This is a genomic window from Burkholderia sp. LFS061 (assembly GCF_047978125.1).
Taxonomy (GTDB): Bacteria; Pseudomonadota; Gammaproteobacteria; order Burkholderiales; family Burkholderiaceae; genus Burkholderia; species Burkholderia pyrrocinia_C.
The window spans coordinates 35,572-51,959 of the sequence record NZ_JBFPFS010000048.1; the positions used below are offsets into that span (position 1 = coordinate 35,572).

At 66.2% G+C, this 16,388-nt stretch carries 15 protein-coding genes and 1 pseudogene; 5 read left to right on the forward strand and 11 right to left on the reverse strand.

What is annotated here, in order from left to right; genetic code table 11:
* Positions 1 to 8: 8 nt before the first annotated feature.
* Positions 9 to 686: a response regulator transcription factor gene (locus ACNQQL_RS30140; RefSeq protein WP_204423195.1), complete on the reverse strand. Its 678-nt coding sequence runs from the start codon at positions 684 to 686 to the stop codon at positions 9 to 11.
* Positions 687 to 1,055: 369 nt separating this feature from the next.
* Here ACNQQL_RS30140 and ACNQQL_RS30145 point away from each other — a divergent pair, with 369 nt between their 5' ends.
* On the forward strand, positions 1,056 to 1,547 hold the full coding sequence (locus ACNQQL_RS30145) for a hypothetical protein (RefSeq protein WP_072442345.1): 492 nt from the start codon (positions 1,056 to 1,058) through the stop codon (positions 1,545 to 1,547).
* 18 nt (positions 1,548 to 1,565) lie between these two features.
* Here ACNQQL_RS30145 and ACNQQL_RS30150 read toward each other — a convergent pair whose 3' ends face one another.
* The 9 genes from ACNQQL_RS30150 to ACNQQL_RS30190 form a co-directional block, all read right to left on the reverse strand.
* Positions 1,566 to 2,072: a hypothetical protein gene (locus ACNQQL_RS30150; protein ID WP_347067785.1), complete on the reverse strand. Its 507-nt coding sequence runs from the start codon at positions 2,070 to 2,072 to the stop codon at positions 1,566 to 1,568.
* 130 nt (positions 2,073 to 2,202) lie between these two features.
* A complete protein-coding gene (locus tag ACNQQL_RS30155; protein WP_416392784.1) occupies positions 2,203 to 3,561 on the reverse strand; it encodes a sigma 54-interacting transcriptional regulator in 1,359 nt (452 codons plus the stop codon).
* A 182-nt stretch (positions 3,562 to 3,743) separates the two neighbouring features.
* Positions 3,744 to 4,328, reverse strand: a complete 585-nt coding sequence (locus ACNQQL_RS30160) for a hypothetical protein (protein WP_347067788.1) — start codon at positions 4,326 to 4,328, stop codon at positions 3,744 to 3,746.
* A gap of 156 nt (positions 4,329 to 4,484) precedes the next feature.
* Positions 4,485 to 6,119 carry a chemotaxis protein CheA gene (locus ACNQQL_RS30165; RefSeq protein WP_347067790.1) on the reverse strand — a complete coding sequence of 545 codons (1,635 nt, stop codon included), beginning with the start codon at positions 6,117 to 6,119 and terminating at the stop codon, positions 4,485 to 4,487.
* 44 nt (positions 6,120 to 6,163) lie between these two features.
* Positions 6,164 to 6,445, reverse strand: coding sequence for a hypothetical protein (locus ACNQQL_RS30170; RefSeq protein WP_347067792.1), 282 nt, complete (start codon positions 6,443 to 6,445; stop codon positions 6,164 to 6,166).
* Positions 6,446 to 6,518: 73 nt separating this feature from the next.
* Positions 6,519 to 7,109, reverse strand: coding sequence for a hypothetical protein (locus tag ACNQQL_RS30175; RefSeq protein ID WP_347067794.1), 591 nt, complete (start codon positions 7,107 to 7,109; stop codon positions 6,519 to 6,521).
* Between the two features lie 111 nt (positions 7,110 to 7,220).
* The gene (locus ACNQQL_RS30180) at positions 7,221 to 7,544 is read right to left on the reverse strand and encodes a hypothetical protein (protein WP_347067796.1); all 324 of its coding nucleotides are present in this window, start codon (positions 7,542 to 7,544) and stop codon (positions 7,221 to 7,223) included.
* A gap of 1,460 nt (positions 7,545 to 9,004) precedes the next feature.
* Complete coding sequence (locus ACNQQL_RS30185; RefSeq protein WP_347067798.1) at positions 9,005 to 9,544, reverse strand: hypothetical protein; 540 nt, start codon at positions 9,542 to 9,544, stop codon at positions 9,005 to 9,007.
* Positions 9,545 to 9,590: 46 nt separating this feature from the next.
* Positions 9,591 to 10,514, reverse strand: a complete 924-nt coding sequence (locus ACNQQL_RS30190) for an AraC family transcriptional regulator (protein ID WP_347067800.1) — start codon at positions 10,512 to 10,514, stop codon at positions 9,591 to 9,593.
* A 181-nt stretch (positions 10,515 to 10,695) separates the two neighbouring features.
* Between ACNQQL_RS30190 and ACNQQL_RS30195 the strand changes: the two genes are divergently transcribed.
* The gene (locus ACNQQL_RS30195) at positions 10,696 to 11,157 is read left to right on the forward strand and encodes a (2Fe-2S)-binding protein (RefSeq protein WP_034180497.1); all 462 of its coding nucleotides are present in this window, start codon (positions 10,696 to 10,698) and stop codon (positions 11,155 to 11,157) included.
* Between the two features lie 2 nt (positions 11,158 to 11,159).
* Entirely contained in the window at positions 11,160 to 13,370 is a 2,211-nt protein-coding gene (locus ACNQQL_RS30200; protein ID WP_347067802.1) for a xanthine dehydrogenase family protein molybdopterin-binding subunit, read from the forward strand.
* A 123-nt stretch (positions 13,371 to 13,493) separates the two neighbouring features.
* Here ACNQQL_RS30200 and ACNQQL_RS30205 read toward each other — a convergent pair whose 3' ends face one another.
* Complete coding sequence (locus ACNQQL_RS30205) at positions 13,494 to 14,696, reverse strand: Fic family protein (RefSeq protein WP_347067803.1); 1,203 nt, start codon at positions 14,694 to 14,696, stop codon at positions 13,494 to 13,496.
* Between the two features lie 425 nt (positions 14,697 to 15,121).
* Here ACNQQL_RS30205 and ACNQQL_RS30210 point away from each other — a divergent pair, with 425 nt between their 5' ends.
* Both ACNQQL_RS30210 and ACNQQL_RS30215 read left to right on the forward strand, forming a co-directional pair.
* Positions 15,122 to 15,520 (forward strand): winged helix-turn-helix domain-containing protein, encoded by a 399-nt coding sequence (locus tag ACNQQL_RS30210; RefSeq protein ID WP_072442338.1) that lies wholly within the window; start codon positions 15,122 to 15,124, stop codon positions 15,518 to 15,520.
* Positions 15,521 to 15,912: 392 nt separating this feature from the next.
* A pseudogene (locus ACNQQL_RS30215) lies at positions 15,913 to 16,388 on the forward strand (YscQ/HrcQ family type III secretion apparatus protein); the annotation flags it as partial.

The window sequence follows — 16,388 nt, forward strand, 5'->3', positions numbered from 1 at the left end:
GCGCCCGCTCACACCGCGCCGCCGGCCCGCGGCGCGGCCGCACCGATGCCCAGCCCCAGCCCGGCCGCCCGCTGGATCAGCTCGACGTCGTTGTTCGCGCCGAGTTTCTTCATCGCGCTGATCTTCTGCGCGCTGACCGTCTGCTTGCCCTTGCTCAGGCGCTGCGCGATCGTCTTGATCGACACGCCCGACAGATACAGGCGAATCACCTCGATCTCGCGCGCCGACAGCTTCACTGGCGCCTCGCCGCGCTCGCCGATCGCATCGACCGCGCGCCTGACGCACGGCGACAGGTAGCGCCCGCCGCTGTAGCTCGAATGGATCGCCGTGACGATATGGCCGACTTCGTCGAACTTGCTGACGATGCTCACGCCGCCGATCGCGAGGATCGACCGGAAGATCAGCGGGTTCTCGTTGCCGACCAGCGCGACGATTCCGGCGTTCGGGCGCGTGCGCCGCAGCCAGTCGAACAGCGCGAGGCCGTCCATCTGCTCGTCGCCGCGGATCGAATAATCGACCAGCACGATGTCGCAGTCGACGCCGCCGAGCGACGCGACCAGCTCGGCCGCACTCCGGTAGACCGCGACGAGCTCGATGGCGCAGGCGCTGCCGGCGATCTGCTCGATGCCGGCCAGCGTCAACGGCCAGTCGTACGCGAAAACGATGCGAACATTGAATTTCCTCATGCGCAGTTCCAGGTGGTTCACCGGCCGCGCGGCGCGGAACGCGCGCGGTCGGTTTGGCGTTGAAAGGATGTCCGGGATATTTTTATCCCGACGATCGATTCTATGAAGCCGCGCGCGGGCGGGATATCGGACGGCATCGGGATTGGCCGCCGGAGACGTAATACGAGTTTGATATTTGCGTCGGTTCAGATGCCCGGCATCGGCCGGACGGCCGGCATTGAGCCCTTGCGGCCGGCCAGCAGGTAAAATTGCGGCGTTTGCATGCCACTCCGGGCACCCGGCGGTGAGCGACGCGCCGACGACGGCCGCGCACCACTGCCCTTTTGCCGGCTGCCCATACTCCGGCTGCCCGTACTCCCAGCTTTCCCCATGACCGAATCCGACCTGCAATCCGACGACACCTCCATCCACGAAGACGGCCTCTGGCGCGACAACGGCTGGACCGCCCGCATCATCAAGAACGAAGACGACGACGGCTGGGCCGTCGAGATGATCAAGGACGGCGAGTCCGAACCCGCGCTCGTCGGGCCGTGGACCATGGGCCGCGACAAGAAGAACCCGAAGCCGATGGACGCGAACGCGTTCCGCACGCTCGTGAAGACCGCGACCGAGGTGCTGATGCGGCACGAGCAGCAGCGGCGCGCGATGCTGCACAAGGAAGTGACGGTTCAGGGCGAGGACGGGCAGGATGTATCGGTGACGCTCGACATCGTGCCGGACGAGTTCGAGCCGTACGCGCAACTCAAGGCGTTCGATCCGTACGGCGAGCTGCTGGCCGACGCGAAGGTATCGGCCGGGTTCAAGCTCAGCAAGGCCAGCGCCGAGCGTTGGGTCGCATCGGGCTTCGAACGGCCGGCCTGACCGGGCGGCGGTGCGCGATCAGGCGCCGGCGCCCTGCCGCGCGCGCTGCAGCCGGCGCTCCGCCAGCTTGCGCCGCACGAGCTGCTCGAACTGCTGCGTCGCGACCTCCGGATCGCGCGCGGCCAGCCCGAGCGCGTTGCGCGCGAGCCGGATCGGCGTCAGCACGATGCCCCACGGCAGCCCCCACCAGCCGAGCGTGACCGATGCAAGCAGCGCGATCGCCTGCTTCTTGCGGCCGCAGCGGCGGCAGCACACGTGGCGCCGCGTCGCCCAGCGCGTGACGAACACCAGCGATACGACGCGATGCGACGCGTGGACGTCGACCGGATGCCCTTCGCGCAGGCAAATCGGGCACGGCCCGTACCGCCAGTCGTCGACGTACTGCCGGACCTTCGCGTCGGGCACCCGCTCGGCCTCGACGACGATCGGATGCGCGTGCGCGCACGCCGGACTGCAATAGCGGCGGCCGTCGATCGACTGCCCGCCGACCAGGAACGTCCTGCCGCAGTGACTGCACTCTGCCACGATAACCCCGGATAAGCGTGATACGCCGCGTGCCGGCCGCGCGCATCGATGCGTCGGCGGTCCGGACGGGCCATTTCATGTTTTAACGGCCGCCGCCGCACGGTCTTGAGCTCACGCGCGCCACCGCGCGTCAGCCGTGCAGCCCGTGCGCGGTCATCAGGCGGTACAGCGTCGCGCGCGAAATGCCCAGTTCCGCCGCGACGTCCGCATGCTGGTGGCGGTGGCGCAGCAGCGTTTCCTCGATCGCGCGCCGCTCGGCCTGCCGGCGCACTTCGGCGAGCGTCGGCAGCTGCCGCGACGTGTACTGGTGCAGTTCGAGATCGGCGGCCGAGATCATCGGGCCGTTCGTCATCACGACCGCGAACCGGATCCGGTTGATCAGCTCGCGCACGTTCCCGGGCCACGAATAGTTGTGGATCGCCTCGACCGCGCACGGCATGAAGCCGCGAATCCGGTACGCACTGTCGCCGCGATAGCGGCGCAGCATGTCATTGGCGAGCAGCATGATGTCGCGGCCGCGCACGCGCAGCGGCGGCTCGTCGATGCGCAGCACGCACAGACGGTAGTACAGGTCGGCGCGGAACCGCCCCGCCTGCATCGCGGCCTCGACATCGACGTGGGTCGCCGACACGATCCGCACGTCCACCGGGATCGACGCGTGCCCGCCGAGCCGCTCGATCCTGCCTTCCTGCAGGAACCGCAGCAGGCTCGCCTGGCTCTCGAACGGCATGTCGCCGATTTCGTCGAGAAACAGCGTGCCGCCATGCGCGGCCTCGATGCGGCCGACCTTGCGCTGGTGCGCACCCGTGAACGCGCCGCGCTCGTGACCGAACAGTTCGGCCTGCAGCAGCGTCGACGGAATGGCCGCGCAGTTCACGGCGACGAACGGCGCCGCGGCGCGCGCCGACTGCCGGTGGATCGCCGCCGCCGTCAGTTCCTTGCCGGTGCCCGATTCGCCGGCGATGAACACGGTGGTATCCGTGTTCGCGACCTTGCGGATCGTCGCGAACAGCCGGCGCATCGCGTCGCACGAACCGATCATCGTGCCGTCGGGCGGCGGCGCCTCCGCGGCCGGGTCGCCGTCCGCAAGCTTCAGCATCCCGTACGCATGGCCGGCGAGATAGCCGATCGTCGTGTAGGCCGTCGTGTTGCGCATGTAGTGGAAACAGCAGTGGCGGATCAGGCGTGCGATGGAAATGTCGCGCAGCCGCTCGCTGTCGGCGAGCGCAACCCAGCCGACGCGCGGGTCGCGCAGCAGCGCCTCGAACGACGCGACGTCGGGCGACGCGAAGCTGCCGAAATCGACGATGCCCGCGTGCGGGCGGTTCGCCTTGACGAGATTCAGTGCGTCCGCAACGGTTTTCGCGCGCCACACGTCCCAGCCGCGCAACGCGAGACAGTCGGCGAGCGCTGCATCGTGCCGCTGCGACAGGTAGACGAGCGGCCGCGACGGCACGACATGGTTGCACCGGATCGCGAGGAACGGCATCGTGCCGGCCTCGCGTTCGACATCCTGCGGGCCTGACACCCTGATCTGGCAGCTATAGTTCACGATGGCCTCGCCGCTTGGGGTTGTATGTCGGGACGGCCGTTGCCGGTTCGCGTGTGACGGGGTCTCGTAGTCCCGCGGCGCGGCGCCGGCCTGTCCTCGGATTGATGTTTCGTGTTTCGTTATCGGCAGAAAACGACACGCTGCATGTAGATCTGCGGCTCGACGACCGGCTTCGCCGCCCGGTTCAGATCGTCGCGATAGGCGCGGTAGGTCTTGCCGTTTACCGTCACGTCCGTCGCGCGGGCCGTCTCGATCCTGTCGAGCTCGTTGCGCTGCCACTCGCTCACCCTGCCCGCCGCCGACATGCTCGACTCGCCGGCGATCTTCTGCGTGATCGCGCTGCCGTCGCTCCACGGCTGCGTCTGCATGTCCTCGGCGTGCTGCGTCGCGCCGACCGTCTTGCCCGTCGGCGTCGGCCCGTTTTGCGCTTCGAACGGCGCGCCGCGGCCGTACACCGGCGATCGCCACGACGGCGCGTGACCTTCCTCGGGCATCATGTAAATCATCTGCGGGTCGCCGACCATCATCATCGGCACGCATGCCGTGTTGTCGGGTCGGCCGAGCGTCGTCAGCGCCTGCTGGACGCTCGCGGCGTTCGCGAGGGTCTGCTCGCTCAGGATGACGAAGACCGCCGGATTCTGAAAAACCGACTGCGCAGCGGCTTGCACGCTGACCAGCAGCCACGCGACCAAAAAGATCCTCATGATTGAGGCCTCCTTGCATCCTCGTCAGGCAAAAAGAGGTGTTGACCTCGGGGATCTGACCAACACCCGTCAAACCAGCAACGACAGTCGCGCATCGGGTCCGAACGGCAGCCGTGCGTCCGGCGTTCCAGTTGCACGGCTGCCCGACCCGCGTGCTTACGACGTCGTGCTCGTCGAGATGACCGCCGGCGCCGGCGTGGCCGGTGCAGCCGGTGCGGCCTGCTGGTCGACCGTGGCCGGCGGCAACGCCTTCGCCGGATCGGTCAACGCCGACATGTCGGCAGGCTGCGCCGGTGCGGCCGCGGCTTCGACCGCGCCCGGCACCTTCGCGTCGGCAGCCGGCATGTCGGCCGCCGGTGCGGCCATCGCAGCATCCGCCGCCTGCGGCGCGGCGTCGGCCGCGGCCGGTGCGGCTTGCGCGCTGTCCGCCACCTTCGCATCGACTGCGGGCGCCGCGACGACGGCAGCAGCCGGCACGGCAGCGGCTTGCGCTGCGTTGTCGGTCGCGGCCGGCATCGGCTCCGGCGCCTTGTCGGCGACGGGCTGCACGGGCTCGGGGGCCTTGTCGGCGACAGCCGGCGCAGGCTCGGAGGCCTTGTCGGCGACAGCCGGCGCAGGCTCGGGGGCCTTGTCGGCAATAGCCGGCGCAGGCTCGGGAGCCTTGTCGGCGACAGCCGGTGCAGGCTCGGGGACCTTGTCGGCAATAGCCGGTGCAGCGACGATGGCCGCGGCGGGCATCGCACTCATCGCGGCCGGCGCAGCAGCGGCCGGTGCGACAGCTGGGGCGACAGCCGGCGCGGCGGCAACCGCCGGCACTGTCGCGGCAACCGGTGCGGCAGCAGCGGGCACGACGGCCGCCGCTTGCGACGCCTTCGCGGCAGCCGCCTGCGCAGCATCCGGCACCTTGCTGGCGACGGTCGGAGCGGCGATCGCCGGCACGGGCACCGGGACCGGAATCGGCGCTGCCTGCACCGCGGTCGTCGCCACCGGGCGCGCCTGCGCCTGCGCCTGCGCCTGCGCCTGCGCGGCTGCGTCGAGCGGCGGCAGGCCCATGCGGTTGCGCACGATCGGATCGTGATACTTCACGTCATCGGCAACGGTCGCTTCGACGCTGGGCGCGACATTCGAACGTGCGAGCGGCGCGGTCGTGCCCGGGCACAGGTGCCCGGTCGCTTCCACCGCGCGCCGGTTCGCGTCGCTCTGGCAGAGCAGCGCGAGCGCCACGTCGGTCAGGCCCATTGCGCGGAATTCGCGCGCATCGAGACGACGGACGCAGGCCTGGTCGACCAGCGTCGTGCCGCCCGTCATGCCGAACCCCGGGAACGACATGCCGATGCTCACCGACCCCATGCAGGTGTCGGACAGCGTGGTCGTGAGACCGGGCGCCTGGATGGCCGGGTTCGTCTTGATCGTCTGCGTACCCGAGTAGTTGACGTTTTCCGATATCTGGGTGTTGTACGGGTTGGTGCCGGGCGAGCCGGGCGCCTGGAGCGAGCTCACGCTCTGCGGCGTCACGTTCGAGCCGCCGCTCGTGCTGGACGGCATCGTCACGTTCACATTCACGCTCGAATTGCCGCTACCGCGAACCCCGCTGCTGCTGGCGGCATTGCCGCCGCGCGAGCTCGTGGTATTGGTATTCGTGCTGATGCTCGAGCCACCGCCCTGGCCGATCGCCGTCGACGACGTCGAGGACTGCGCGCTCGAAGTCGAATCGGCGGTTTGCGCCTGGGCGCCGATCGTGGTCATCGCGAACATCGCCGCACATGCCACCTTGATCCTGTTGCTGTTCATTTCACTCTCCGGACGAGGTTTGACCTCCCACCCAGGCAACCGTACTAATTCCCCTGAATCCCTTCAGCTTTTCCTGCTTCCCCAAACTGCTTCCAGCCGCTGCCCAGCTGGGACCACGAGCCGGCCGACATGCCCTGCCACTGCTGGGCTCCCGGTCCGCCGATGGCACTGCCCGACGAAAGCGTTTGTCGTTCTGACGGTTTGATTGTCTGGTCAGGGTTGTTTGACGTCTGCATATTCGATTGCACACCATCGGCAGCACGGTCAGCGCCATACGCCGTCAGAGACGCGAGCATCAATGCGGCGGCAATCAGTTTCTGCTTCATGCCAACTCCTTACGTGGCAACAGTGCGGGAAAAGAGACCAGCGTCGCTGGGAAACTGGTCCCCCCACACCTGACTAATGACTGCTTCCGGTCGCGCTGGAACTGCCCAGGCTTCCGCCCGATGCGGACGGCGAGCCGGCCGGACCGGTACTCCACACGGTCGACGAGTTGTAGTGATTCGAACCCGCGATCGCGCCTGACCCGCCACTGCCCATGAGCCCGGCGGCACCCGCGTTGGCAATGCCCTGGTCGTTCGCACCCGTTGCGGTGTAGTGGTTCGCGCCGAGTACGATCGTGGCGGTCACCCCTCCCGACAGCGCATTCGCGTTCTCGTTCGTACTGCCGTTTCCGCCGAACGAGCCTGCGGCACCGATACCGCCGCCTGCCGCGAACGCGCCCCCGTTCATGCCCGAACCGCTGGCCGTCGAAGTCGAGTTGTGGAAGGCGGATGCCGTGCCGGTGGAACCAGCTGGTGTGACGGTACTTCCTGCATTCGCGCCCGCCGTCGAAGTCGAATTGCTGGTATAGCTGCCGGAGCCGACCAGTACCGAACCGGAAACACCCGCCGCAACGGATTGCGTCTGGTTGGTCGTGGACGAACCGGCTGCCAATGCAGCCGACGAGATGACGGTGAGCGCTGTCGCTAATATGACGTTGGCTTTCATAGCAATCCTTTGCTGTGAGGAAGTTCGGCGGTGGCGGAGCCGGGCCTGCCCGCGTAGAGCGAAACCCGGCATCCGTACCGCCAGCCAATGACGAACGCTACGCGCCGCGGCTTAGTAGTGAAGCGTCCAGCCGATCGAGCCGGCATTGGCGCCGCTCGTGCCACCAGCCTGTGCACCGCCGAAGCCAAAGCCGCTGACCGACGACGATTGCTCGTGGTTGGTGAACGACATCGAAGAGCTGCTCGGGCCGCCGGCAACTGCAGCGGCCTGGCCGAGTGCCGAGCCGGAATCGATCGCGATGAAGTGGCCGAACCCCGCAACAACGGCCATCGTCGAACCACCACTCGTCGAGCTGCTGCTCGACACCGTGCCGCTACCTGCGAACGCTGCACCCGAGACCGCCAGAACTGCTACTGCAATCAGAAGCTTCTTCATGGTCGACTCCATAACGGCGTGGACGAAATGAGCCGGGAAGATTGCACGCCATCAATCTTCCTGACTTGAGCAATCCCAAAAAATAAGGATCACTATCAAATTACGAGATTCCTGCTTTCTTTTAAATCCAGATATTTTTGATTTTTTGGCCGGACGAAGTTTAGTTTTGTGTTTTTAAGCTGTCCAAAATTTATGATAGCGTGCTTTACATTATTTTTACGAATATCCAATACTTCACGAAAACACCCTAATTCGACGAACCGGAATGACGAACATACATTTCCGTCCCGCGATTTTCGACACCCCGCCAAAAACAAATGCCGGCACCGGCACCCGCTTCCTGAATCGAAAATGCGCGAATACATTTACCACCGCAAAATGCAGCGCCGCTCAAAATGCGCTCTTTAGCCGAGCGAAAAATGGCCTGCATTGCAGCCAGACGGCATGTCTGCTCCCCGAGGGAGCGCCGAAAGGTTTCCGGATAATCCGGCCGACAGGCGTTCGATCTAATCCGGCCGGCACCGGTATTGACCCGGCGCGATCGAAACTGCCTTGCACGGATGAAGACGAATCGGCGTCACGCTGTCCGGCACGAACAGGCTGACCCATCCGGGTGAACTGAATGAAGGCGAGCACCGCTGTCGCCTGGTTGCCGCACGGAGCGACAACCGCTCCAGCACGCGGAGCGTGCGGAGGGCGGGAAATCGGCAAGGCGCGACCCGCGACGCTGGCACTGCGTCGCAAGCGATACCCCAAACTTTCCGACTCCCCCTATGGTGCGCAAAGAACGCGCCGATCAAGCCATTGCTTATAGTCTTCATTGCCGTTTCCCCGACTGGCTTATTGACGAGTTGGCCGCCCCCACATCGTTGTTGCATCGTGTCGACCGCTCGCCGGTGCATCCAATGTCGCAAGCAGCATGCCACGCGTTATTCCACCGTTCATTGCGCGCGCCGAACGGCCTCCGCGCCGGCACGAATCGTCGGAAACGTCATTTTTTGTTTCAGGAATGTATCGCGGCAACAGTCGGGCACACGCGGCGATCGTTGAGCGTCGCGAAGCAATGCCGCGATTAGACGGAAGAATCCGGCACGCCGGCCCTCGCCGAACCGTCAGGCGAACGAGTGTTTCAAACCTGAGAAGCGCGCTGTCACGCATCGCCGCTGCATCCGTTTTTTTTGCTTGCGATCCGTGCGTCGCGACGCGTTCGGCCAGCCTCCAATGCCCGGACGAACGGGAATCGAAGCGTGCGGCGCCCCGTTCTGCAAGCCCGTGCGGCCGCCTCCGATGTGCCTGCGACACGCATTCGTCTCGACCGGCGAAATGATTTCGATTCAACTTTGAAAATGCCGACGCGATCATGCGACATGATTTTGTCATCTAGACCATTACCGGCGTAATAGCTAAAACAAATTAAAACGCGCAATCCAGACCGAAGCCGGCGCAACAGTTTTTCATTTTCATTCGCCCCCTTCACACCTTGGGCCACCCGACTGGCAATACATCGAAGAAACGTTTTTCAAGCAGCCACCTACGCTTTTCTCATCGTTGAAACACGCCGATTCAACGCCCGATTTCGCGTCAAAAAATCCCACAAACGCCTGATTTATCGCAATTTTATTCGTATCGAACCACATCGATCCGGCTATCGCTCGAGGTATTTTCCTGTCCCCATCATTCACGCGTGAAACACAAGCGCGCATATCGCGCAGCAATTCCACTCCCTCGCCCGCGCACCGCGGGTTTGCGTCGTTCACGGCGTGCCGATTGCCCGATTTCCGGTTCTCACCGAGCGGCACGCCACGGCACACGGATTGCGGATGGCGGCCGCTCGTCAAACGACGTGTCGGGGAAAAGGCGATGAAGATCACCACCGATCGAGCGGCGCTCGCGTCACGCGCAACGTCGACCGCGGCACACCGCGCGTCGGCAGCGACGTTCCTGCAGGCGCCGGTCGTCGCGAAATTGCCGATGGCCGCCGAGCGACGACCCGCGGCCATGGCCCGGCGACGCACCGGCCGCGCATTCGGGCCGGCCGATGCCGCGTCAGCCGAGCAGTTCCTTCTTTCTCAGGTGCACGACGTCGCGCATCGGCGGCGCGCCGAACAGCCGGCTGTATTCACGGCTGAACTGCGACGCGCTCTCGTAGCCGACCACGGCAGCCACCGACCCGACGTCGCCGCCCTGGCGCAGCAACAGCCGCCGCGCCTCGTGCAGCCGCAGCTGCTTCTGGTACTGCAACGGGCTTAGCGTCGTCACGTGCTTGAAATGGTGGTGCAGCGACGACACGCTCATGTTGACCGCCTGCGCGAGCGTCTCGACGCGCATCGGCTCCGCGTAGTGATCGCGGATCCATTCGATCGCGCGCGCGATCCGGTGCGTCTGGCTGCCCGCGATCGCCATATGCCGCAGCCGCGTGCCCTGCCCGCTCGTCATCAACCGGTACAGCAGTTCCTTTTCGATCAGCGGCGCGACGACCGGAATGTCGGCCGGCGTATCGAGCAGCCGCAACAGCCGCAGCGCGGCGTCGAGCAGCGGCGGCGTCAGCTCGGCGAGCGCGATCCCTTCGCCTTCGGGGCCCGCGTCGGGCTCGGGCAGCCGCATCTCGGCCGAGAGCTCCACGATCCGCTGCGGATCGAGCCTCAGCGACAGGCACAGGTAGGGTTCCTCCGGCGACGCGCGCGTCACGCGCGACAGGATCGGCAAGTCGATCGACGTAATCAGGCAATTCTGCGTGTCGTATTCGTAAGCGTGGCCGGCCACGATTACGCGCTTCGCGCCCTGCCCCGCGATCACCAGCGCGGCACACGACACGGCGCAGCCGAGATCGACCGGACGCGTATGCCGATGCAGCATCAGGCCTGGCACAGCGGTCGAATACGAGCCATCCGCCGGTGCGAAGCGGCCGATCAGCGACGCCAGCTCGCGCCGCCCGGATTCGCGCGACGCCGCGATATCGGTCATGTCCATGACGAATCCTCGATTGATTTCCCCATGTCGCGGGAGCATAGCGAAACGGCCCGCGCCGCGCCCGGGATTTGCAGGATTGTTCAATAAATTTGCAGGATTGGGTAGACGCAAAAACCGACTGCTCGCGCACACTGCCCGCTAACCGGGCGCATGCCGGGTTTTCCCCACGGAGACAACCAAAATGCCTACCTCGTTTGTCCTCAACGGCAAGAACGTCACGCTCGACGCCGATCCGTCGATGCCCGTCCTCTGGGCGATTCGCGAACACGCGGGACTGACCGGCACGAAGTTCGGCTGCGGCATGGCGCAGTGCGGCGCGTGCACGGTGCATCTCGAAGGCCAGGCCGTCCGCTCGTGCGTGCTGCCGCTCGCCGGTATCGCCGGCAAGCACGTCACGACGATCGAGGGCCTGCAGAGCAAGCCCGCGCAGGCCGTGCAGGCCGCGTGGGTCAAGCAGCAGGTTCCGCAATGCGGCTATTGCCAGTCCGGCCAGATCATGTCGGCCACCGCACTTCTCGAACAGAACCCGAAGCCGACCGACGCGGACATCGACGCCGCGATGAACGGCAACCTGTGCCGCTGTGCGACCTACGCCCGCATCCGGGCCGCGATCCACGACGCGGCCGCGACGCTGGGAGCCTGACCATGACGATCGAACTCGACAACCGCGATTCGGTGCGTCCGTCGCGCCGAACGTTCCTGAAGGCCGCGGGCGCCGCGGCAGCCGTCAGCCTGACCATCGGCTTCGAATGGGCCGGCCTCGGCCGCCGCGCGCTCGCCGCAACCGCACCGGCCGCCGATTTCGCGCCGAACGCGTTCCTGCGTATCACGCCCGACGGCGCCGTCACCGTCATCGCGAAGCACGTCGAAATGGGCCAGGGCGCGTATACGGGCATCGCGACGATCGTCGCCGAGGAGCTCGACGCCGACTGGTCGAGCGTGCGCGTCGAAAGCGCACCGGCCGACGCGAAGCGCTATGCGAACCTCGCGTTCGGCACGATGCAGGGCACGGGCGGCAGCTCGGCGATGGCGAACTCGTGGCAGCAGCTGCGCGAAGCGGGCGGCAAGGCCCGCGCGATGCTCGTGTCGGCCGCCGCGGCCCGCTGGAAGGTGCCCGCCGGCGAGCTGACGACGGCCGATGGCGTCGTCACGCATGCGAAGAGCGGCAAGACGGCCGCCTACGGCACGCTCGTCGCCGACGCATCGAAGCTGCCCGTGCCGGACAAGGTCGTGCTGAAGCAGCCAGCCGATTTCAAGCTGATCGGCCGGCGGATTCCGCGCGTCGATGCACCGGCGAAATCGAACGGCACCGCGCCTTTCACGCTCGACACGACCTTCCCCGGCATGCGCGTCGCGCTGCTGCAGCGCCCGCCGCGCTTCGGCGCGACGGTCAAGTCGTTCGACGCGACGGCCGCGAAGGCGGTGCCGGGCGTCGTGTCGGTCGTGCAGGTGCCGCGCGGCGTCGCGGTCGTCGCGACGGGCTTCTGGGCCGCGAAGCAGGGCCGCGACGCGCTGAAGGTCGAATGGGACGAAAGCAACGCCGAAAAGCGCGGCTCGGCCGAGATCATGCGCGAATACCGGCAGCTCGCGGAGAAACCGGGCACGTCGGCGCGCAAGGACGGCGATGCCGACGCGGCGATCGCCGGCGCCGCGCGCAAGCTCAGCGCGACATACGAATTCCCGTATCTCGCGCACGCGCCGATGGAGCCGCTCGACGCGGTCGTCAAGCTGACGCGCGACGGCTGCGAGATCTGGGCCGGCGACCAGTTCCAGACGATCGACCAGGCGAACGCCGCCAAGGTCGCGGGCCTTAAGCCCGATCAGGTGAAGATCCATACGTTGTACGCGGGCGGCAGCTTCGGCCGGCGCGCGAACGCGTGGTCGGACTATGTGGTCGAGGCCGTGTCGATCGCGAAGGCGCTCGGCGCGGACGGCAAGCCCGTCAAGCTGCAATGGACCCGCGAGGACGACATCCAGGGCGGCCTCTATCGGCCGATGTACTTCCACAAGCTCGACGCGGGCCTGACCGCGGACGGCAAGCTGGTCGGCTGGCGCCACCGGATCGTCGGCCAGTCGATCCTTGCCGGCACGCCGTTCGAGGCGTTCATGGTCAAGAACGGCATCGACGCGACGTCGGTCGAGGGCGCGGCGAACCTGCCGTACGCAGTGCCGAACGTGTCGGTCGAGCTCACCACCGCGAAGACGGGCGTGCCCGTGCTGTGGTGGCGCGTGGTCGGCAGCTCGCACACGGCCTACGCGGTCGAGGCGTTCATCGACGAAGCCGCGCACACCGCCGGCAAGGATCCATACGCGTTCCGCCGCAACCTGCTCGCGAAGGAGCCGCGCATGCGCGCGGTGCTGGAACTGGCCGCGCAGAAGGCCGGCTGGGATCCGGCCAAGCCGCTGCCGAAGGGCCGCGGGCGCGGGATCGCGGTCGCCGAGGCGTTCAAGAGCTATGTCGCGCAGGTGGCCGAGGTGTCGGTCGACGCGGACGGCAAGGTGAAGGTCGAGCGCGTGGTGTGCGCGGTGGATTGCGGGATCGCGATCAATCCCGACATCGTCGCCGCGCAGATGGAAGGCGGCATCGGCTTCGGGCTCGGTGCGGCGCTGCACAGCGCGATCACGCTGAAGGACGGCCAGGTCGAACAGCGCAACTTCGACGGCTACAACGTGCTGCGGATGGCCGAGATGCCGAAGGTCGAGGTGTATATCGTGCCGTCGGCCGAAGCGCCGACCGGGGTCGGCGAGCCGGGCGTCGCGCCGATCGGGCCGGCGGTCGCGAACGCGATCTTCGCGGCGACGGGCAAGCGGCATTACGTGCTGCCGTTCGATTCGGCGGATAGCGCGAAGGCTTGATGGGTGGGTAGCGACGCTGGCCGCAGAGCGAAAGTTGCCCTGCGGCCAGCGCTTTTCAGCGCCTCGCCGAAGACATCATGCTCATTCGAGCCAAGGCCTCACGGCACGCCCCGCCAGCCGCACTCACTCCTGCTCGACCTCTGGCCAAAGCCTCGGAAAGAGAAACCGGAGGCCACTCAGCGGCAATCCAAAGGAAAGCTCGCCTCGATGCGAAGGCGAAGTCAGCAGCCCGCAATCCAGCAGCGACCGAACGATTCGGCGCGCCAGTACGTCGCTTACGCCCAGCATCTGTGCAAATTCCGCCCGCGTTACGGTTCGGCGCAGTGCCACAAACTCCATGGCCAGCGCCGCGGCTTCCGGTTTGATGACCGATTTTTCCGAACGGATGGTCCACGGATTGGCCTCCAGGTATCGCAGCAAATCCAGCAAACGCCCCGTCACCCCGTCGAACTCCGTCATATGCACCATGAAACCAACCTGGTCCTGGCAGCAGTCGAGAAAAAACCGCGCGAACTTGACCAGCCCCTCCTGGGATAGATTGCCCCGACCGTCCAGATCGTTACGCCGCGTCTGGTCGGCCTCGTTCAGCCGGGCGTAATACTGCTCATGCTCTCGCGCCAGCCCCCGAAGCGGCGACCAGAGACCATGAGTCAGATCGGCAGCGCGTAATCCGAGATGCGAATGCAGACGTGCCACCCGGCCGTTACCGTCCATGAACGGGTGCACCCAGGTCAGACGATGATGCGAACAGGCGATACCGATCAGTTGATATTCCTTGGCGCGAATGCGGGCATAACGTGCTGCCCAGGCCTGAAGCAACGGGTCGATCATCTCCGGCTCCGGTGCCAGATGACGCCCAACCATGACATCCGCCCGACGAAATTCGCCTGGAACGATGACATCCCCCTCACCGGCGAGTCGCTCCTCGGCAGGCAAGCAGGAAAAGAAGCGATCGTGAATGGCCGAAATTCGTGCCGGTTCGAATAGCGCGGCAACCGGAAGCGCATGCCACTCTTCCTCTAGCGCCGCTTCCGTTGAGATATGCGCGACCGCGAAGCGTTGCTTCTTGCGTTCGGCCATATCGGTTGAATAATCCCGATGCAGCGCAGCCGCGATCTTTGCGGGCGTCGTATGCTGACCTTCGATCTTGTTCGTGTAGTACGAATTCATGGCGCGCAACTGCGGCACGAGCGCGCTGGCCAGCGGGGTATCGCGTACGGCCAGCAACCGCTGCGAAGAGTCGACGAGCTCGGCGGCCTGCTCAAGCAGCGGATCGAGTACGCGATCCTCGGGAAACAACGGTTCGAAGGTAGCGACGGTCGTCATGCTTCGCTGTCGGGTTCCATGTAGGGTTTGATGTCGGCAATTATAGCCACTTATCTAACTGATTTATATCGACTTTTGATCGATCCATGTAGATTTGAATGTAGGGTTCCATGTAGGGTTTGTCTTGTCCGCCCCTTATTCGGATGGCGAGTGCATTACCCCCGCCATTTCCCGCCTCCCCACACGTTACGCCAGACGTAACGCCCGTAACGTCGCCCCTCGATGCTACGTAACAATTCTTCAAAATTGCTCCGCCCGCTTCAGCACCCGCCCCGCGCCCCGCGTTAAAAATTCTTTTAAATTCAAGGCTCCACGCCGCCTGCACCCGGCACGCCCCCCGTCGACACCTGACCTTCCGCCCCTTGGCCCGGAAGTTGCAGTACATGACCCGCAAAACACTCCTTTATGGACATGCGAGGGCCACCATGGATTGCAAATACCTGTACATCGACAACATAAAAATCAATTTCGTGCGCCGCACGATCGAAATCGACAACAAGGTCATTGACGTTACGCCGCGCGAATTCGACGTCGTCGAATTCCTGCTCGACAACATGAACAAGGTCGTGCCGCGGCAGGCAATCCAGGAAGCCGTATGGGGCCGTGAACTCGCCGTGTCGTCGCGCACGCTCGATACCCATATCTCGCGGATCCGATCGAAATTGCAGCTCGAGCACGACAAGAACCTGCGGATCATCCCGATCTATGCGGTGGGCTATCGCCTCGTGCTGTTCGGTGCGGCAATGACGCACGTCGAGCGCCACGATGCGGCGCCGATCCTGCGTGCCGCGCCGCCGGCCATGATGGCCGCCGACTACGCCTGACGATTCACCCGCGCGCCGCCCGCTCGCGGCGCGCCAGCAACACTCCCCCCACCGCGCTGTGCAGGTTCGCAGCGCTTCGCGTCCCGCCAGCCGGATGCGGCCTGCACGCCGCCCGGCCCGCCAGCCAGTCGCGACCCGACCGCCGCCTCCGGGCGGCGGTTGCTTTTGGCCGCCCGCCGCCGCGCATCGCGCTGCGCGGCATTCCATCACGCGGCGTCACGCTTCGTAGCGCCCTGCGCTCGCCGTCGCCGCGCGATGCACGCGACTACGGATTCCGGCGCGGCACGCGGCCATGGCCGTCCCTACAATCGACGCAGCAGCCGCGTGCCCGTCCGCGCCACCGGCCCCATAACAACCCGTCGAACCGACGCCGAATCCGCCCCGATCCCGCCGTGCCTGCGCAGTTCCTGACGAATGCCGACGCCGGCGACGCCGCGAACCGGGCCATGCCCGCCGCTTCCGTGCCGCCCGCCGCTGCGCCGGCCGCGGTCGCGCTCGACGCGTCGCCCTACCTGCCGCGCCTGTCCGCCGCCGCCGCGCGCGGGCTGTCGCACGCGTACTGCGCGACCGGCGCCGTTCCGGTCACGCTCGGCGAGCATGCGTACGAGGTGCGCTGGCGCATCGATGCCGAGCCGGCCGCGGATGCGCACGCCTATCGCTTCGTCGTCGGCCCGGCCACCGGCACGCTATGGATCGATCCGATCGCGGAAACGGAATGGCTCGGCGACGCGGCCGACCCGGCCGTGCCGGCCGTGATCCGCGCGGCACTGCTCGCCGACCTGTGCGCGCCGCTCGCGAGCGTCCATGCGACGTCCACCGCATCGGTCCTGCGGCCGCCGAACAGTTCGGACAGCGGCACGCCGAGACG